The 19,592-nt window shown below is 36.6% G+C and carries 19 protein-coding genes and 1 pseudogene; 12 read left to right on the top strand and 8 right to left on the bottom strand.

The window, feature by feature from the left end:
* Nucleotides 1-5: 5 nt before the first annotated feature.
* From KI430_RS12175 to KI430_RS12165, 4 genes and pseudogenes are all read left to right on the top strand, one after another.
* Nucleotides 6-2,969: a hypothetical protein gene (locus KI430_RS12175; protein WP_248875143.1), complete on the top strand. Its 2,964-nt coding sequence runs from the start codon at nucleotides 6-8 to the stop codon at nucleotides 2,967-2,969.
* 11 nt (nucleotides 2,970-2,980) lie between these two features.
* Nucleotides 2,981-3,376, top strand: a pseudogene (locus KI430_RS18135) (DUF6443 domain-containing protein); the annotation flags it as partial.
* A 1,194-nt stretch (nucleotides 3,377-4,570) separates the two neighbouring features.
* Nucleotides 4,571-6,646: an RHS repeat-associated core domain-containing protein gene (locus tag KI430_RS12170; protein ID WP_248875141.1), complete on the top strand. Its 2,076-nt coding sequence runs from the start codon at nucleotides 4,571-4,573 to the stop codon at nucleotides 6,644-6,646.
* Between the two features lie 3 nt (nucleotides 6,647-6,649).
* On the top strand, nucleotides 6,650-6,997 hold the full coding sequence (locus tag KI430_RS12165) for a hypothetical protein (protein WP_248875140.1): 348 nt from the start codon (nucleotides 6,650-6,652) through the stop codon (nucleotides 6,995-6,997).
* Between the two features lie 22 nt (nucleotides 6,998-7,019).
* Here the strand turns inward: KI430_RS12165 and KI430_RS12160 are convergent, their stop codons facing one another.
* Complete coding sequence (locus KI430_RS12160) at nucleotides 7,020-7,457, bottom strand: hypothetical protein (protein ID WP_248875138.1); 438 nt, start codon at nucleotides 7,455-7,457, stop codon at nucleotides 7,020-7,022.
* Between the two features lie 175 nt (nucleotides 7,458-7,632).
* Between KI430_RS12160 and KI430_RS12155 the strand changes: the two genes are divergently transcribed.
* From KI430_RS12155 to KI430_RS18085, 7 genes are all read left to right on the top strand, one after another.
* Nucleotides 7,633-8,667, top strand: coding sequence for an RHS repeat-associated core domain-containing protein (locus KI430_RS12155; protein ID WP_248875136.1), 1,035 nt, complete (start codon nucleotides 7,633-7,635; stop codon nucleotides 8,665-8,667).
* A 4-nt stretch (nucleotides 8,668-8,671) separates the two neighbouring features.
* Nucleotides 8,672-9,070 carry a hypothetical protein gene (locus tag KI430_RS12150; RefSeq protein WP_248875134.1) on the top strand — a complete coding sequence of 133 codons (399 nt, stop codon included), beginning with the start codon at nucleotides 8,672-8,674 and terminating at the stop codon, nucleotides 9,068-9,070.
* Between the two features lie 43 nt (nucleotides 9,071-9,113).
* Nucleotides 9,114-10,076 carry an HNH endonuclease gene (locus KI430_RS12145; RefSeq protein WP_248875132.1) on the top strand — a complete coding sequence of 321 codons (963 nt, stop codon included), beginning with the start codon at nucleotides 9,114-9,116 and terminating at the stop codon, nucleotides 10,074-10,076.
* Nucleotides 10,077-10,102: 26 nt separating this feature from the next.
* Nucleotides 10,103-10,429 carry a hypothetical protein gene (locus tag KI430_RS12140; protein WP_248875131.1) on the top strand — a complete coding sequence of 109 codons (327 nt, stop codon included), beginning with the start codon at nucleotides 10,103-10,105 and terminating at the stop codon, nucleotides 10,427-10,429.
* 2 nt (nucleotides 10,430-10,431) lie between these two features.
* Nucleotides 10,432-10,710, top strand: coding sequence for a hypothetical protein (locus tag KI430_RS12135; protein ID WP_248875130.1), 279 nt, complete (start codon nucleotides 10,432-10,434; stop codon nucleotides 10,708-10,710).
* Between the two features lie 212 nt (nucleotides 10,711-10,922).
* Nucleotides 10,923-12,152 (top strand): glycohydrolase toxin TNT-related protein, encoded by a 1,230-nt coding sequence (locus tag KI430_RS12130; RefSeq protein WP_317231450.1) that lies wholly within the window; start codon nucleotides 10,923-10,925, stop codon nucleotides 12,150-12,152.
* 418 nt (nucleotides 12,153-12,570) lie between these two features.
* On the top strand, nucleotides 12,571-12,927 hold the full coding sequence (locus KI430_RS18085) for an IS1 family transposase (protein ID WP_317231431.1): 357 nt from the start codon (nucleotides 12,571-12,573) through the stop codon (nucleotides 12,925-12,927).
* Here the strand turns inward: KI430_RS18085 and KI430_RS12120 are convergent.
* The 6 genes from KI430_RS12120 to KI430_RS12095 form a co-directional block, all read right to left on the bottom strand.
* Complete coding sequence (locus KI430_RS12120) at nucleotides 12,924-13,475, bottom strand: serine O-acetyltransferase (RefSeq protein WP_248875129.1); 552 nt, start codon at nucleotides 13,473-13,475, stop codon at nucleotides 12,924-12,926. The genes KI430_RS18085 and KI430_RS12120 overlap by 4 nt on opposite strands.
* Nucleotides 13,476-13,531: 56 nt before the next feature.
* A complete protein-coding gene (locus KI430_RS12115) occupies nucleotides 13,532-14,713 on the bottom strand; it encodes a glycosyltransferase (RefSeq protein WP_248875128.1) in 1,182 nt (393 codons plus the stop codon).
* A gap of 3 nt (nucleotides 14,714-14,716) precedes the next feature.
* Entirely contained in the window at nucleotides 14,717-15,670 is a 954-nt protein-coding gene (locus KI430_RS12110) for a 3-oxoacyl-ACP synthase III family protein (RefSeq protein ID WP_248875127.1), read from the bottom strand.
* A 121-nt stretch (nucleotides 15,671-15,791) separates the two neighbouring features.
* On the bottom strand, nucleotides 15,792-16,553 hold the full coding sequence (locus tag KI430_RS12105) for an SDR family NAD(P)-dependent oxidoreductase (protein ID WP_248875126.1): 762 nt from the start codon (nucleotides 16,551-16,553) through the stop codon (nucleotides 15,792-15,794).
* Nucleotides 16,553-16,786 (bottom strand): phosphopantetheine-binding protein, encoded by a 234-nt coding sequence (locus KI430_RS12100; RefSeq protein WP_248875125.1) that lies wholly within the window; start codon nucleotides 16,784-16,786, stop codon nucleotides 16,553-16,555. Before KI430_RS12100 ends, KI430_RS12105 begins: the two co-directional genes overlap by 1 nt.
* A 22-nt stretch (nucleotides 16,787-16,808) precedes the next feature.
* Nucleotides 16,809-17,762 carry a 3-oxoacyl-ACP synthase III family protein gene (locus KI430_RS12095; RefSeq protein ID WP_248875124.1) on the bottom strand — a complete coding sequence of 318 codons (954 nt, stop codon included), beginning with the start codon at nucleotides 17,760-17,762 and terminating at the stop codon, nucleotides 16,809-16,811.
* A gap of 98 nt (nucleotides 17,763-17,860) precedes the next feature.
* Here KI430_RS12095 and KI430_RS12090 point away from each other — a divergent pair, with 98 nt between their 5' ends.
* Nucleotides 17,861-18,430 (top strand): acyltransferase, encoded by a 570-nt coding sequence (locus KI430_RS12090; protein ID WP_248875123.1) that lies wholly within the window; start codon nucleotides 17,861-17,863, stop codon nucleotides 18,428-18,430.
* Nucleotide 18,431: 1 nt separating this feature from the next.
* Here the strand turns inward: KI430_RS12090 and KI430_RS12085 are convergent, their stop codons facing one another.
* The gene (locus tag KI430_RS12085) at nucleotides 18,432-19,574 is read right to left on the bottom strand and encodes a glycosyltransferase (RefSeq protein ID WP_248875122.1); all 1,143 of its coding nucleotides are present in this window, start codon (nucleotides 19,572-19,574) and stop codon (nucleotides 18,432-18,434) included.
* Between the last annotated feature and the right edge of the window lie 18 nt (nucleotides 19,575-19,592).

Below are 19,592 nucleotides of genomic sequence, written 5' to 3'. Positions count from 1 at the left end.
AAGTCATGAGAAAGAAAATACAATTATTATTTATTTTACTATTAAGTATATTTTATAAAAGCCAGGATAATTCTATAGCTGCATCGGTTCTCGCACCAATTGCACCACAGACAGGGGTTCCTGATATTTCTTATCCTTTGGTCAGCCTCCCTGCGACGAAGGATTTTACTTTAAATTTTGGTATAAGTTATAACCCTAATTCTTATCGTTTGGGAGAGTATAGCGGGCAGGTTGCGAGGAACTGGATGATTTCGGGAAGTAACTTTATCATTACACGAAAAATTATAAATACTTCTACAGACGAAAATGACATTCCTTATAATCGACCATTTGACGACATTTACTATTATAACCTTAACGGGGAGCAGGGAAGTTTCAAATTTGAAAAAATTGGGACACCATCAACAGGATTAACATTTAAAATTATAAAATTAACTCCAAGTAACATTAAAATAGATTTTGAAAGAGAAGCAACTTATTCAAACCCGGTCAAATCCTTTACTATAACAGATAGTAAAGGATACAAATATTATTTTTTAGACTATGATTATAGTAATGCCACCGAAAACATTGGTTCTAATATAAGAAATACATTTTATATTACAAAAATTGAGAACCAAATAGGAAATGAAATAGCTGCGTTCAACAATACAAAATACATAAAATATAGAGAACATAGTAATAATACACTGGTTGATGCCTGGACATATCTACCCGCAAACATCACTACTAAATACGGGAAAATCTATATTGAACACGGAGACAGTGAGAACTATTTTGATTTTCAGGACCGATATTATATTAAAAGTTTCGTTCTGAAGGATATCAAAGAAAACATTATCAGTGCTTTCAATTTAGATATAGTAACGTCTTCCTATTCATATTATTATTGGGACGATTATAAGGGTTTTACGACTAAAGATATTTATACTAGAGTTTTAAGTAGATTAGATAGACTTGGAAAAAACTTAAATATTGAAGAGAGAACAAAATTTGAGTATTCCTCTGCATATCCCAGAAAATATGGTCCCAGCGATATATATTGGAAAGATGTTTTTTATCAGGCTTATACCAATGAAGACCCTAATTTTCTTATGTACGGTCTACTCAAAGCCATCTATCCACCCAGTGGAGGAAAGATTGAGTATGAATTTGGAGCCAATAAGCTAAAAGCATTTGAGGCAAGTTCTACAGATTATTATATAAATAAAAATGCACCTTCATATATTGAAAAAATGAAAAGTCCATTCGATTTTTCGGATCCTGAAATACAATATTTAGAAATGGTAAAGGAAATTGACTTCGACTCTCATATTTCAAAAAAATATCCCATTACTGGTCTCAATAAATCACCCAATAGTCGAATTTACATTCTTTTTCAAAAGGAAGAAGTGTATGACTGGCCTGGCCCTGATGGCCCCATTGACAAAGGAGGTATTCCAATGCCACCACCAAAACTTTCCTACAGAGTAAATAATGCAATACCAGATAATAATTCTAATACTCATTGGTATAATACAGACATTGAAAAGCAATGTGATGAATGCTATTTTATAGTTCCGAATGATGGCACTGCGAATATTGAAATTACTGGTTCAGGAGGATGGGGATATCTTTTTTTATACGAAAAATTAAATACCGAACCACCGTTTATTAATGAGAAAACACTTTCAAATTCAGGTGTTCGTATTGAACAAATAAAGTATTATGAAAGAGCAAATAATTTCATTCTAAACTATCCACAATATGATCTTCGGAAAACTGTTACTTTCGATTACAGCCGTTTCGATGAAGCCGGAGTGTCCAGTGGTGTAGCTGTTCCTGATGATCAGAAAGAAGCGATTATCTATAAAAACATAAAAGTTATTGAAAGTGATAAACCAGGTTATACCAAATATTACTATAAAACTACTGAAGATTTTCCAACATATCCACATCCTACGATCACATATGAAAAAGTAACTCCAAACTTTAATATTATCAAAAAGGGGTTGTTAGATAAAAAGGAAATATACGATTCTCATAACAATAAACAACAGTTGATAACGTTCAGCTATACGCTACCAACGTACGATGCTACAAGATTGTATGAATACGATGTTTTTTGTGAACATTGCCATTACGGATGGGTTGATGCGTTTAAGATGTATACTCAGGAATCATTTCTGGAAAAAACGAATAGCAATATGATCACCTATGATGTTTTGGGTAATACGCAAACAGACTCCTCAGAGAAGACCTTCAACCAGGAAAACAATAACCTGATGAAAGAAAAGAAAACCATGGCAGACGGTACAGTGATGGAAACAGAATACCAATATGCTGCAGAAAAGAACAATACGAAGTTATTGGGAGCTAATATGTTTTCCGTACCATTGGAAGTGACCCAGAAACAGAATGGTATCCAGACTGGCAAGCTTGAAACCAAGTACAACCAGACAGGCAATTACTTCCCATCCTCAGTTACCTCCTTCGGGATCAACAATGTGATCACAGGAGTACAGACCAACGAGATCTATGATAACATGGGCAACGTTCTGCAGACCAGATCAAAATCGGGAATGACCACAGCTATCATATGGGGTTATGGGGGAACGCAACCTATTGCTAAAATCGAGGGCGGAGAATATAATAACATTTTGGCTTTGATGGGACAAACTGATGCAAACCTATTGGATATTGTTCAAAAATCCAATCAAGACATCAGTAGTACGGACAATACGAATGAACAGCTGCTGAGAAATGCTCTGGAAACCTTCCGTAAAAAGCCTGAATTCAAAAATTATCTGATCACTACTTACACTTATGATCCGCTGATAGGAGTCAAAAGCGTGACCTCGCCCAACGGCTTTACAGAATACTATTTCTATGACAACCAGAACAGAATGATAAGAGTGGAAGATAATAACCATAATGTGATCAAAGAGAATAAGTATCTGCAGTACATTCAGAGCCCATACACATACTAAAACCAACACAAATGAAACTACATTTTACCTATATAATTTTGACATTGTGTGTATTTGGAAAGCTTAATTCTCAAAGTTTTACACCCAATCGAACCTACACCTACAACAGGACCTATCAGGAGCCAGTAACATACAATGCCTCTAATCCCAATTCCAATAACAGCGCCAAGCAGGTGCAGAATGTACAGTATACTGACGGATTAGGCCGGCCTGTGCAGGACATCGCCATAGGCGCTACTTATAGTGGACAAGATATGGTTACAGGTTATTTTTATGATCCTGCGACAGGCAGACAGACGAAACAATATCTTCCGGTTACCAAAGCCAGCGGGTCAGGCGCTATGCAAACCGTATCCGAAGCGGACATCAACAGCTATTATGGTATTGCCAATGCGTTTGCGGAAGTCAGGACAGAAGATTCGCCGCTTAGCCGCCCTGTGGAGACCGCAGCACCGGGCGATGCCTGGCAAATGTCCACTGGCAAGACCAAAAAAGTAGCGTACCTCTTTATCGGGCAGGATGAGATCAAGCAATACAAAGCCGTTTCTGATGATGATGAGAGCGTCTTTCAGCCGGCTGTTACCCAGACACAGAACTATGCCAAAGGATCGCTTCACAAGATTGTCTCTACGGATGAGGACGGTAACGTATCCATAGTTTACAAAAACTCTATGGGGCAGACGCTGGTTACCCGCCAGGAAAACGGCACAGAGAAGCTGGATACCCATTACCTCTACAACCAGTATGGGCAGCTGGTGATGATCATCCCACCGAAGGCCTCTGCATTGGGAACGCTGGACCAAACCGCAAAAGACCAGCTGTGCTACGTCTACCGCTACGATGCCAAAGGCAGATTGATAGAAAAGAAGCTGCCTGGCAAAGGTAAAGAAGAAATGGTGTATGACAAGGCCGACCGCCTGATTCTGTACCGGGATGCCAGGATAAATGCAGACGGCCAATGGCTCTTGACTAAGTATGACCGCTTTGGAAGAGTGATTTATACAGGCTTTCACCCCAACGTGGAGAGAGCAGATATACAAAATGTGATTGCAGATATGGTTATTACAGAATCGTATAGCAGTACGGGTTTTACCAGAAACGGATTACAAGTCTATTACAGTAATAATTATTTTATAGACATCAGCACTGTTCTTTCCGTCAACTATTATGATGAGTATCCAGCTGGGACACCAGCCAAGCCATTGCTCATAACAGAAACAAGCCTTTCTTCCGATAACCTGGCAAGCCAAAGCACCAAAACACTGCCTACGGCGTCCTATGTGAAGAATATCTCCGATGATAAGTGGACCAAGACCTACTATTGGTATGACCAGCGGGGAAGAAGCATCGGCGCACAGGAGATCAACCACTTAGGCGGTACTACCGTTACTCATACGGAATTGGATTGGGCAGGGATTACGAAGAAGGTAGAGACCAGTCATCAGCGTACAGCACTCAACACTCCCATCCTTGTGAAGGAGCGCTTTGTCTACAATGACCGAAACTACCTGCAGGAACATTACCATCAGGTCAACAACAATCCGGAAGAACTGCTGGCCAAATATACGTACAATGAGCTGGGGCAGGTTACTAATAAGCAAGTGGGCAACAACCTGCAAAACATAGACTACAGCTACAATATCCGGGGATGGCTTACCAAGGTGAACGACCCTGCCAGCCTGAACGGAAAATTATTTGCCTATGAGCTGAAATATAACAACCCTGCCAACACCAGCCTTGCCACTGCCCGCCATAATGGGAATATCACCGAAGTGGACTGGAACAGTTCAGCGGATAATACCCGCAGAAGATATGGCTATATCTATGACGGCAACAACCGGCTGACCAAAGCCAGCTATCAGGAGCCTGGCCATACAGTGCCTTATCTTAAATATTATGATGAGGAAGTATCCTATGACCTCAATGGGAATATCGCCACCCTGAAACGAAACGGGAAACCTATGAAAGGTACCACCCCTTCTGCGGTGGATAACCTTACTTACTTTTATGATGGTAACAAGCTCACAAGCATTACAGATGCCTCTGCCAACAAAAGCGGCTATCCAGGCGGAGGGCTTACCAATACCTATGACCCCAATGGGAATATGCTGACGATGCCGGATAAGAAGATCACTCAGGAAATGATTTACAATTTTCTGAACCTGCCGGAAAGTATTGAGCAGAACACCACCCAAACCCAGTACTATTACCGTGCGGACGGTGTGAAGCTGAAAAAAGTATTTACCTTGTCTTCCCAAACCATAAAAACAGAATACCTGGATGGCTTTGTGTATGCTACGCCGTACAGCGGTGCCTTGAAAACTGCTGTGGAAGCGGACACAGAAATTGCCAAGGATGCATCATCGGCCGGGCAAAGGGAAGCCTTCACACTGGCTGAACAACAGCTGTCGAGTGATCCGGTAGATCAGGCGGTGATCCAGCCTTATTTCTTTCCCACTTCCGAAGGTTTTTATGATTATGAAAATAAGCGGTATATTTACCAGTACAAAGACCATCTGGGAAATGTAAGGGTAAGCTATGCCAAAAACACCGCTACGGGTGCTGCAGAATACCTGAACGGGAACAACTATTACCCTTTTGGGCTTAACTTTATCAATAGTGGCGATGCAGCAGCGGTCTACAACCCTTCTGCGAACTATGCGAACTACAAGTACAACCAGAAGGAGTTGCAGGAGACGGGGTTCTATGATTACGGGTGGCGACAGTATATGCCAGACCTTGGAAGATGGTTTGGGATGGATCAATTGTCAGAAACTTATAGTTCTACTTCTCCATATGCCTATGTGATGAACAATCCTATCTCATTCTTTGACCCAGATGGACGATATACCCAGAGCAGTGGTAATAACTGGTTACAGGATATGTGGGACAACACAACATCCTATAGTTCTTGGAGTAATACAGGAAACGGAAGTTTTAAAGGCGGAGAAATCGGAATGCCGCACGACCAGTTTACTTCTTTTTATAATTTTCTCTCTGGAGGCGGGACAGGTTCTTATACTTATTGGACAAATGCAGCCGGAAATTCAACAGGAAGTCACATACAGGGGTTGGATGGACATAAGGTAAATATTACAGACAACGGATGGATGTCTGATATGATAGATAAAGCGGCTGGTTTTATGGATAGTATTTGGAATAGTAATTTTGCAAGATCGTTAGTGCCTGACAGAATGGGAATAACTCTTGGTACCTCTGCTGGCGGAGGGTTAGAGTTTGGAATGTCTGGAGGAATAGAATTCATTTTACGAGGTAAAGATGCTGGTATTTATGTCGATCCTTTTAATACTGCAAGTTTAGGCGGAGTTATTGGCGGTGGTGGCGAATATAATTTAAATTATTTTACAAGCCGTTTTTCTGGAAATGTTTCCGATATAAGTTTGAATAGTGTTGTGGGTATGGAATGGTATATGGGAGGTACAGCAGCAGTAGTGGGAGGTGTAAATGGAGGTTATTCTATGAGTTTTGATCCCAATCCTAATAATGGAGCAGTTTTAGGAAGATGGCATACAACAACAAGTGGTCTTTCAATAGGTGCTAAAGGTTCAGTAGGTGTGGGTTTTACTATTTCTAATACAAGGATTGGTGTTGGTTTTGATGGAAAAAGTCGAATAGCTGATTATTCAGGATTGTTAACAGGTAAAAAAGGTTATTAAAAAATGGAATTGAATAAAAAGAATGTAATGTTTTTATTTTCAATAGTTTTTTTAACTATTTTGTTTGTTGTTTTTTGGAACAAAAATAAAGACAGGGCATTTTACAAATCAGAACTTTCGGGTATCACTGAAGAGATAAAATCTAATCCTAGATTTGAAAATTCAAAGGTTATAAAATTTGAAGGAGCGAATGATTTTAATTATTTATTCTGGTTTTATGCTCCTGATTTTGAAGATTTAAAAGTGGGAGATTCTATTTATAAATCTAAAGATTCATATGAATATCAAATTTATAGAAAGGATGCCTTTGCAAAATACCAATTTTATAAAATCCTAAAAAATCAACCATAAAAAAATGAGCAATCTATATTGCTCATTTTTTTGTAGATAATGTGTCAATATTTACATGATATTCGAATATTTTTATATCTCCTTTTTCTTTGTGAAGAGTAAAATATTCTTGAGAGTTTGTGTTTCTTCTTCTTACCTCATACACCAATAGATATTCAGCTTTAGGATTATTACCTTCAACAACTAATGTCTCCCAATGAATAAGAGAATCTCTCAAAATTTTTCCATATTTATTATTAGTTTCATTAAAAAGCTTAACAAAACTTTCTTTATCAGTTATTTTAAAAAAATCGTCACTAAATAAAGGAAGAAAATTTGATGGATTATCACTTTTTGTAATTTCATAAAAATTTTCAGTAATTTTCTCTGCCTCAATTTTATCTTCTTCTTTGTTTTCACGATAAGTATTAAAAGAACAACTAAATAATATTAACAGTAAAAAAACGGAAATATATTTCATCTTAAATTATTTTGAACAAAAATATGAATAAAGTTAAACTTCTTGTAAGAAATATTTTATTTTTACCAGTACAAAAACCATTTAGGGAGTGTGCGTTTGAGTTATAGCAGAAATCCCGATACTGGGTAGCATAGAAGTTCTTGACAGAAACGATTACTATCCTTTTGGGATGAATATGCAGGGGAACAGCTCATCCTTTGATACGATGGGATCGGTTTACAACTACAAGTACAACCAGAAGGAGCTGCAGGAGACGGGTTTTTATGACTACGGCTGGCGTCAGTATATGCCGGATCTTGGAAGATGGTTTGGGATGGATCAGTTGTCAGAGACTTACAACTCGACAAGTCCTTATGCTTATGTGATGAACAATCCTGCAATGATGTTTGACCCGGATGGAAGAAGTACAGAAATGCCGGATTGGATGAAGACAATGTGGTATATGACACCAGATAAAACTAATACCAGCTGGTCAAACACAGGTACTGGTAGTGCATTTATAAATACCGGATTTACTGGGAGTATGACGCCCAGCTATATGGGCTTCTATAGCCCAATAGGCTCCACAGTCGGCTATAGTGGGACCGGAACCTATGCCTTTGGGAACAGCGGAGGCATTGGCGGTAATAGCGGCGGATATAGCAGTAGTACAGGGGAAGGCTATATTAATATTCCTACAGTCTATGTAAGTGGAAATAGTTCAGGCTGGGGAAAACAGGCTCAAGCCCAGTTCAATGCCTTTATGAATGTGATTAATGAGAATACGGAGGCTTTTGCAGATTGGGATAGGGTAAACCAAGGGTTAGGAGCGTTTGGTTTTGGAAATGATGTGAAAACGCAACTTATTGAGTATGGTGTAACAAAAAGTGCAGGATTAACATTAAGAGAATTTAGAGCATTAAATGCTGCTACACAACAAATAAGAATAATTGAAGCACTTGGAGATACTGGTTCAAAATATTTTAGTGTAGCAAAAAGTCTAGGGACAGCTGTTACAATTGCCACTACCGCTTATTCAACTGTGAAAACAATTGGATACTATAAAAATGGTGGCACAGATTGGAAAGTGGGTGTGAAATATGGACTAGATTTAGCTATGACTGGAGTAGGATTCTTAGGACCTATAGGTTTTGGGGTTAGTGCCGCATATTTTATATTAGATTCGGCAACGGATGGTTTTAATGGATTCGGAGAAATTCCACAAAATTAAGTATATGAGAAAAATTAGGAATTTTTTCTATTATTTGTTTTACAAATATTATTTGTTTCAAGTTCGCATTGGGAATGCAGATGTCGCTTCTTTTTTTAGCACATTAATAATTACATTTATATCTTTTTTATATGTAGCAATTATTTTTATGATAATTGTATTTTTTATAATCCCACAATCAAATATTAATGTTAATCCTAAATTTGGTATAGTGATTCTGATTATTTTTTTTATTCCTTTCTATTTTTTATTCTTATTTAAATCAAAATATAAAGAAATAATAAAAATCCAACAATCAAATCATAAAAATAATATTTGGCCAATTTTACTTCCAATGTTGGCATTTATTTTAATTAATGTTTGTTGGATATTAAAAATGTTTCAAAATCAAGGGAAGATATAAACTTTAGGAAACTGGATTTTATGATTATGGCTGGAGGCAATATATGCCTGACCTTGGAAGATGGTTTGGGATGGATAAGCTTTCTGAAACATACCACTCTGCTTCTCCTTATGCGTATGTATTGAACAATCCCATAATGATGTATGATCCGGACGGAAGGAAGGTAAATCCTACAAAAGATGGATGGGAGTTTACTGGTGATGATATTTCAAGTGTTTATGATTACTTAAATGGCGGTGGAAATGTAGGAATGCTGACTCACGCATTGTCTGCCTGGGGAGATATGAGAACAGGGCAAGACTTTTGGTCTTACTTTAGTTCCTGGAATGGTTCGGGTAATAGAGGAAGAGGCGGCAGCATTTATACAACGACTGCTAGCGACGGTCCAGTAACAGGTAATGCACATGATATCCAAGGTATTATTTTTACTAAGACCAAGATTGCCCAGACCTTTAGTGATACCGAGATAATACAGAATACGCAGGCATCGTGGAGAACGGGCGGTGGTGTAGTGATGATGGATAGTGTTTTTGATGTTTTGGGAATAGCTCTTGCAAAGGCTGAACCCAAGAACAAAAACCTTGCAATCCTTTTAGGTGGTTTGGCGATTGTTGCTACCAAAGGTAGGGCAGCTCCTTCTGTTTTGAGAGCAGAGTCAAGGGCAGAAGTTTATTCTGTGGCTTATGAAATGAAACTAGCAGATAACCTCTATCCAGGAAAGAGTTCGTATCTTCATTTTAAATCAGCAAATACATCATTGGCAGAAACAATGGCAGCAGATGCGAAGTTTGCAGAATCAATGTCTGAGCTTGGGGTTACTATTCCACGTTCATCAGCTGGTTCTATATTAGGTAAGTCGCCAACTAATTGGGTATGGCATCACGATATAGGTAGCGGAATGATGCAATTGGTGCCTAAGTCACAACACACAATAGGAAGTTCTTATTGGGGAATAATGCATCCTGGAGGAAAAGGTGGAATGTCAATTTGGGGAGGTGGATATTAATATAAAAACAATTAAAAAAAATAAAGATGAAATACATAGATTTTATTGATTATTTAATTAATCCTGAAAAGCTGAATGATTTATATGAAAAACTGAATGTCGATGTAGAGTCTGAAGCTCTGATTGTTTGTCTAAAAGATTCATTAGATATAAGTTCGGAAGTTTCAATTTTTGGAATTGAAGAAACAGAAGGCGACCTTGTATTTGAAAAGGAAGGGCAAAAATACATTGAATTATTTCCTGTTGACTATGCGATAGATTTGGTTGATTCAGATTTAGAATTAAAAGGTAAAGGATATTCAAATTCACATATTGCAAAAAGACTTTTAGATTATAGACTAAATGATGCATAAATATGAAATTAACAACATTAATAAGTACAATTGACGAAGTTGATGAAGAAGCAATAATCTTCCAATCAAACTTGGAAGATTTTACCTCGGATATAATACTTTCTTATGCTGAACCAAACGATAATGGAATTAAGGAAGAAAATGGAATTAAATATTATTACTTATTAGAAGTTTTCCTCGCTAAGGAATTTATTGATGATTGGTTAAACTCTTTGAGTTATAAGCCATCATTAGAGGAAACGGCAAAAAGACTTTTTGAATATGCTATTAATGATGCATAACAACAAAAAAGCCACTCATTGGGTAATGCACCACAGTTAGTGAAGGTAATGGTTTAAGTTATTAACTTATTGAAAATCAGTCAAAGTAAGAATCATTAAATCAATAAACCGATAATAGGTTTATCTACTATCGGTTGTTTTGTATAAAAAAATAAGCCTTAAATGATTGAGAATCATAATAGGTGTATCAGAGTTAGTGATACCATTTTTTTATTTACAAAGAGAAGAAGTTCATTAAAAATATTTACCAGTACAAAGACCATCTTGGGAATGTAAGGCTAAGCTATGCCAGAAACACAGCTATCGGTGCTGCAGAATACCTGAACGGGAATAACTATTACCCTTTTGGGCTTAACTTTATCAATAGTGGCGATGCAGCAGCGGTCTACAACCCTTCTGCTAACTATGCTAACTACAAGTACAACCAGAAGGAGCTGCAGGAGACAGGTTTTTACGACTACGGGTGGCGACAGTATATGCCAGACCTTGGTAGATGGTTTGGGATGGATCAGCTTTCTGAAACATACCACTCTGCTTCTCCTTATGCGTATGTATTGAACAATCCCATAATGATGTATGATCCGGACGGAAGGAAGGTAAATCCTACAAAAGATGGATGGGAGTTTACTGGTGATGATATTTCAAGTGTTTATGATTACTTAAATGGCGGTGGAAATGTAGGAATGCTGACTCACGCATTGTCTGCCTGGGGAGATATGAGAACAGGGCAAGACTTTTGGTCTTACTTTAGTTCCTGGAATGGTTCGGGTAATGGAGGAAGAGTCGGCAGCATTTATACAACGACTGCTAGCGACGGTCCAGTAACAGGTAATGCACATGATATCCAAGGTATTATTTTTACTAAGACCAAGATTGCCCAGACCTTTAGTGATACCGAGATAATACAGAATACGCAGGCATCGTGGAGAACGGGCGGTGGTGTAGTGATGATGGATAGTGTTTTTGATGTTTTGGGAATAGCTCTTGCTAATGCCCAGCCTAAAAACAAAAACCTTGCAATCCTTTTAGGTGGTTTGGCAATAGGAGTAAGTAAAGGAAGGGCAGTTCCTTCTGTTTTGAAAGCAGAAATGGCTGTTGAGAAAGCGGAAGTTAAAACTTTAGCACATTATTATCCAGCAGATGGTGGAGCTTTGGGCGATTGGACAACTAAAACATTAGAAGTTGGAACAAAAATAGATAGATATGGTTCTTCATTTGGGAAATATTTTTCAGAATATGGGACTCCAATGGAAATGCGTGCATTACCCCCAGGAAATACAGGAATGTATAATGCTTTCGAAGTCATAAAACCTTTTTCAGTGCAATCATCTAATATTGCACCTGCTTTTGGTCAAATAGGAACAGGAGTTCAATATTATGGTAATGTTCCAAAGTTAGTGATGTCAATGATTAGTAATTTTAACTTATTGAAAATCAAATAAAATAATAATTAATAAATTTAAAAACGAGAGTAGGAATTACCTGCTCTCGTTTATTTTGGAGAAAAAATAGAATGCAAATGATTGGGAATCATTATAGATGTGTCAAAGTTAGTGATACGGGAATTTGTCCTTTTTGTTATTCTAGCAAAATCATTAGAAATGGGATTACAAAAACCAGAAAACAACAATACATCTGTAAAGAATGTCACAAGAGATTTTTGGATTATTATACCTACAAAGCTTATTATTCTAATGTTAACTCCTTAATTATTCAATTGACTAAAGAAGGTCTTGGTATCCGCTCTATAGCAAGAGTATTGCAAATATCAGCTGCGACATTGCTCAGAAGAATTAATAACATAGCAGAAAATATTGTATCTTCTGTTCACCATTCGGAAAGACTTATGAACTGGATGAAATGCGGTTTTTTATCGGAAAGAAAAGCAATCCGATGTGGCTGGTTTATGCTATTGATAAAGTGACGAAAGAAACCGCAGCGTTTTATATTGGAAAAAGAAATAATACAACCCTAAATGCTATAGTGAAAACCTTATTGAATGCCAAGGCAAAAATGATATTCACTGACAAGTTGAAGAATTACCAATATCTGATTCCGAAATCGATTCATAACACCAAAAGATATGGAACAAATGGCATCGAAAGAAAAAATCTCACGCTGAGAAACCATTTGAAACGACTGAACAGAAGAACTATTGGTTTTAGCAGAAGTATTGCAATTCTATCCGCTATTCTGAAGATCTATTTTTGGAGCTAAACCTTATTATTAATATAATTCTCCGTAGCATTGGCTTTTGAAGAAATAACCGCAGGATTGCCGACAACAATAGAATTATCAGGAACATCCGTCGTGACATAAGCATTAGGCGCAATCAAAACATTATTGCCGATAATAATATTTCCGACAATGACAGCATTGGGACCAATCCAGACTTCGTCACCGATTATTGGAATACCTTCATTTTTGCCGCGGTTAGCCTGGGCGATAGTAACACCCTGAGCAATGTTGCAGTTCTTTCCGATTTTAGCTTTCGGATTGATGACCAGCTGTCCCCAATGTCCGAGATAGAGCCCTTCTCCAATCTGAGTTTCGGGATAGATCTGGAAGCCATATTTGATTTGGTAATGGCGAAGGATCAACTTGTAGAACAAGCCGATAATCGGTTTTTTGTAATGTCTCTGAGTTTTCCTCAAAAGATAAATGTAATGCAGATTGGGACTGAAACATTTTTTCAGAATCTGAAAAGAGGATAGGTAGCGCCCGCTTTCTCTGTAAAAATCTTTTTGAATAATAGAATAACTCATTGTGTAAAAATAGGAATATTTTTAATTGAGATTCCTACGGAATGACAAATTAGCTGCTATAACTGATCAATGATTTGCATAATTGAGTTCACAGAATTTTCTAAATTGAAAGGCATCTCGTAATTCTGCAGATTTTTCTGATAGGCTTTAAAACTTTCGGGATTAGTTAAAGCCTGTTTCATTCCGTTGTAGATACCGTCTTCGGAGTTTTCTGTGATTAATCCTAATTTTCCATTTTCCAGCATTTCGTTTACACCAGAAACATTGGTTGCAATGATGTTTTTTTTCAGGGTGATTGCTTCAAACAGGACAGTAGGAAAACCTTCGTAACGGGAACTCAGAACATAGAAATCTGCCGATTTGAAATAAGGATAAGGATTGTCTGTAAATCCCAACATTGTTGCGGATTCATCAACGCCTAATTCTGTTTTAAGTTTTTTGACATTCTCAAAATCGTAACCATCGCCAACAATTAATACTTTATGTTGGAAACCTTCGTCCAGTAATCTTTTATGAACTCTCAGTAATCTGTCAAATCCTTTCTGAGGGAACACGGTGCCTACGGAAATGAAAACGGGTTCCAAGTTCTGAGTTTCGAGATCCGGGTTTTGAAGCGTCGTTACGCTGTCTTCCAACTTCTGACTTCTAACTTCTGATTTTGTAAGAATTTCATCTGTATCCAAAGGATTATAAATTCTTACAATCTTTGATTTTTCTTCTTCGGTTTTTGCTAACGAAAGAAATGTATTCTGAATCTTTTCAGAAATCACCATCACCTTGTCATAATTGAAAAAACGTCTGATTTTTTCCGGCGTGTAGCCGCTTACTTGAGTCAGGTCATTATGGATCCACATCAGTTTTTTGGAGGACTTTAACGGACTGTTCAGCACTTCGTCCATAAAGCCGTGGATCGCAGCAAACTCGATGTCGTATTGTCTGTTCTTCAATTTTCTTTTGTAAAGAATCTTTGGATATTTCTTCAACAACTGCTGATAAACAACACGGTATATTTTTTTTGGAAGATCTTTTGGGCGGTTGGTGGTAATCATCTCGCCACGGTTGAGGTACATAACATTCACCCAGTCAGGAACATCGGTCAGATATTTTCCCGAATAGAGATTCAGTAACAGATCGACTTCGTATTTGTCTTTAGGAAGGTTTTTTAAGAAAGTCACCAGAACTTTTTCTGCGCCACCGTGACGAAGAGAACCAATTCTGATAAGGATTTTCTTCTTCAAATTTTAGAATTCTAAAACGCCTGCTCCCCAAGAATAACCAACGCCAAAACCTGCTACCATGACTTTGAATCCTTCTTTTATTCTGCCTTGTTCAAAAGCTAGTTTCAAAGCGATAGGAATGCTTGCCGAGACTGTATTGCCAATATTCTTCATATCAACAAAAAACTTTTCTTCAGGAATGTTACAAAGGTTTCTGAGATAATTCAGCATATAAGAACTCGCCTGGTGGAAAACAAATAAATCAATCTCATCCAACTTGAGTTTATTCTTTTTAAGTGTATCCTGAATCAAAGTCGGAATGTTTTCTACAGCAAAAGTGAAAATCTTAGGACCTTTCATAAAAAGAGTAGGCTGCTCTTCTGTTTTATTTCGGGAAGCTCCTTTTTCTACAATTAGATTATTGAATCCACTGCCGTCTGTGCCTACAGAAAATTGATAGTGCTCTTTAGACTCATCTTTTTCCACAATAGTCACCGCAGCGCCGTCTCCAAAGATTGTTCTGTTGGATTTGTCACTTTTATCAAGGAATTTGCTGTAAGTTTCGGAGGTAACCAATAAGATATTTTTTGCAACGCCAGAAGCGATAAGCCCTTGAGCAAGAGTCAATCCATATACAAAACCAGAACATCCAAGATTGAAGTCCAATGCGCCAATGTTCTTGGCAAGACCTAATTTATCCTGTAAAATACAGGCTGTTGTAGGTAAAAAATAATCGGGACTTTGGGTGCAGAATAAAATAAAATCTATTTTGCTTTTATCGTATTTTTTGAAAAGTTTCTCACAAGCCTGAACTGCCAAATCCAAAGCCGTCTCAGACTCATCAGCAATATGTCTGGACTCTACACCAATCTTTGCCTTGATTTTTTCGGCGCTCCATTCCGGAAACTCTTTCGAAATATCCTCGTTGGTTAATATATTTTTGGGCAAATAATACTCTATTGCTGCAATATTAATCATTATACTCTTTCCTAAATTTTTGCAAAGATAAGAAACTCTTACTCCAAATGAGGTCAAAAATCAAATATATTATTTATGGAATAACATTATGAAAATGGAAATAAAAAAATTTACATATTAACTAATGTGCAGAATAACCACCATCTACAATAAGATTGGTACCCGTGATCCAACTGGAACCATCGGACAGTAAAAAGATAACAGACTTTGCGACATCTTCCGGATTTCCAATTCCTAAAGGATGTTTGTCCAGAATATTTTGAGTGGCTTCTTCGCCTATATTGGCAAACATTTTTTCGCTAAGCGGCGTGCTAACCATTGCAGGACTTATACAGTTGACTCTGGTTTTTTGTTTTGCTAGCTCAAGAGCCAAAGATTTGGTTCCAGAAATCAAAGCACCTTTTGTTGCACTATACGCTAAATTTGCAGGTTCGCCTACTACACCGGCAATTGAAGAGATAAAGACTAAACTCTGACTTTCAGCTTTCAGTTTTTTTTGTGAAAAAGCTCTGGAAAGATAAAACCCGGAAAAGACATTCACGCTGAAACTCTCAGCCAATATTTTTTCTCCAGTATTTTTAAGAGGTAACGTATGTTTCAAGCCTGCTGAATGCACAAGGCCAGAAACCTTAATTCCTTGTTCTATCAATGTTTTTGATAATTGATTAACCTCGTCTTCTGAAGTAATATCCAACTGAAAGAATAAAGGTTTCTCTTTTGAGTTCAAATCTTTGAAAGCGTTTTCTAATCTGGAAATGTCTCTTCCCAATAAGATCAATTTAGCGCCGGCTTCTGCGCATAATTCTGCACAAGATTTGCCAATTCCGGAAGAAGCTCCGGAAATGACAATGATTTTATCTTTAAGTGAAAAAAAATCAGACATTAATCTTCAAAATTTTCAGTTCCAATTAATTCTTTAAGTTCCTGAAGTGTCTGGATATCTTTGAACTGTTTTGTGTCTAATTTTTTGCCGAAATTCTCATCAATAAAAACAATTAGAGAAAGAATAGACATCGAGTCATAATTCTCAAGTTCTTTAAATTTTGTGCTAAGAGACAATGCGTTGTCTTCTTCCATTTCGTCCTGTAGTTTTTCTAAAAACTCGTTTGTTTTCATATAATATTGAGATATTTATTTTTTAAAATTCTATAATTCCAGCGCCCCAAGAATATCCAACTCCAAAGCCAGCCATTAAAACTTTGCTTCCTGATTTTATTTTTCCTTGATCTATTGCAGATTTCATAGCAATAGGAATAGTTGCAGATACCGTATTCCCATAATCTTTCATATCGATGAAAAATTTATCTTCAGGAATTTTGCATTTTTTTCTCAGATAATTGAGCATATAAGTATTGGCTTGATGGAAAACAAACAAGTCAATATCTTCCATCGCAAGATTATTCTTAGCTAATGTGTCCTGTACCAAACCAGGGATATTCTCTATTGTAAAATTGAAAATTTCCGGTCCGTTCATAAACAAAGTAACATTCTCTGATTTACTAAAGCGGGAAGCTCCATTTTGAACAATAAGATTTTGGAAACCACTTCCGTCTGTTCCGAGAGAAAACTGAAAATTTGCTTTAGAATCATCTTTTTCAACAATGGTAACTGCTGCAGCATCTCCAAAAATACTTCTGTTGGATTTGTCTTCTTTGTCTAAAAATTTAGAGTAAGTTTCTGCTGTTACTAACAACACATTATTTGCAATCCCTATAGAAATTAATCCTTTTGCTAAAGCTAATCCATAAACAAATCCTGAACACCCAAGATTGAAATCTAAAGCACCAATGGATTTTCTAAGCTCTAATTTGTCTTGTAAAATACAAGCTGTAGTTGGCAGAAAATAATCTGGACTCTGTGTACAGAAAAGAATGAAGTCTATTTTGTTTTTATCGTAAGACTGGAAAAGTTTCTGACACGCTTCAAACGCCAAGTCCAAAGAGGTCTCGTTTTCTTTGGCAATATGTCTGGTATCTATGCCAATTTTTGCATTAATCTTCGCTGCATCCCATTCCGGAAATTCTTTTTCCAGATCGGCATTGGTTAATGTGTTTTCTGGGAGATAATATTCTATCGCAGCAAGATTAATCATTTTATTTTTTTTAATAAGCTTCACAAATATACTAATAATAGGGAAAAATATTGAATTGATATTGTCAATTAATATTTAATTTTGCAAAAAACGAATCGATGATATTCCTCTACAAAGTACTTCTCAAAATTCAGTCAACTTACGAACAGACACTTAACAAAGCCAATATAGAAATTTGTAAATATAAAGGTATGAAAGTTGGAAAAAACCTGAATACACCTGATAAAGTTTATTTTGGGACAGAACCTTACCTTATAGAAATAGGAGATAATGTGAATATCGCTGCAGGTGTAAGATTTGTAAATCACGGTGGAACGACTACGATGTTACGCAAAATAGAAGGTTATGAAGATGCGCGTATTTTTGGAAGAATTAAGATCGGGAATAACTGTACCATTGCTTTAAATTGTGTGATTACAGAACACGTAGAAATAGGAGATAATTGCATATTGGGGGCTAATTCTGTTTTGTCACAATCTATGCCTCCTAACACTGTTTTTGCAGGAAATCCCGCTCAGTTCGTATGCACAATAGAAGATTATGGCGATATCATTCTAAAAGGAAATGCTATATATCCCAGAGAGCTAGAAAAAGACAGAAAAAAACTTGATGACTTTATCAAAAATAATCTGCCTTATAAATTCAAAAAAGCCAGAAGAATACGATAATTTAGTTTTCTAAAATTTCAGTAATAGCATTGTAGATTTTCTGATTGTCAAATTGCTTTTCTGAGTCTTGAAGTTTGATTTTTATGTGGTCTACCAATGCCTTATTGGTTAAAAACTCCTTCATTGCCTCTTTCAATTTTTCTGAGTCATAGTCTGTTAGATAGCCATTTTCCTGATGTATAATCATCTCAGGAATCCCACCCACATTTGTTGAGATAATTGGAATCTGGAGAATCAATGTTTCTGCAATAATTAATGGCCAGCCTTCTGTTTCGGATGGCATTACATAGAAATCTGCATTCTTGACATAAGGATAAGGATTCATTTTTGTGCCTAATAATTTGAATGTATCTTGAACGCCTAATTGCGCAATTTGATTTTCCAAATTTTCTCTTTCATCACCATCACCAATTACCACAATCTGATGTTTAAAACCTTCTTTCAAAAGAAGATAATGAGCTTCCACCAATTTATGGAATCCTTTTCTGAAGTGTAATCTTGCTACAGAAATAAAAGTTGGAATCCCGTCATAATCTACAGAAAATTCCTGAGCCTTTTCTTTCAATTCTTCTATTGGAATAGCATTAAGAATCACACTTTCTTTTTGAATTTTTATATCTGAAAAATATTCGTGAAGAATATCATAAGATTGTTGGGAACCATAAATCACGTGATCAAAATGCTGAAGGTTATCTAATATTTCGGGTAAAATCTCTTTTAGCCCAGGTTGTGTAATATCCGAGTGTAACCAGCCTATTTTTTTTGAATTTTTGTTGGAACTTCTAATTACCGAATTGTAATCTGCATAAGTAGAAGCAATTTCAACATCAAATTTTTGATCGAGGTAAATTTTATCTGTAAGATTTGGAAATGTTTCCAGGAATTTTATTTTTAATCCTCTGTAAACAAGCTGTAATTTACTGATGAGAGTATTTTTAGAAAAATCTTCTTTTCCTTTATTGATTTTAATATAATTAATATAAGAAGGAACTTTGTCCCTCAATTCACCTTGGTAAAGACTGACAAGATAAGTAATATCAAACTTGTTTTTGTCTAAATTATTTAAAAGATTTAATATCACCTTTTCTACGCCTCCCATTTCCATAGACCTATGACGAAATAGTACTTTTATCTTTTTCTGCATTATATGTGTTATCAAAAA

Origin of the sequence: Epilithonimonas zeae (assembly GCF_023278365.1) — a bacterium.
In the GTDB taxonomy this organism is placed as follows: domain Bacteria; phylum Bacteroidota; class Bacteroidia; order Flavobacteriales; family Weeksellaceae; genus Epilithonimonas; species Epilithonimonas zeae_A.
Note: the sequence above shows the minus strand (reverse complement) of the source record. Positions and strands in the feature narration are given on the sequence as shown.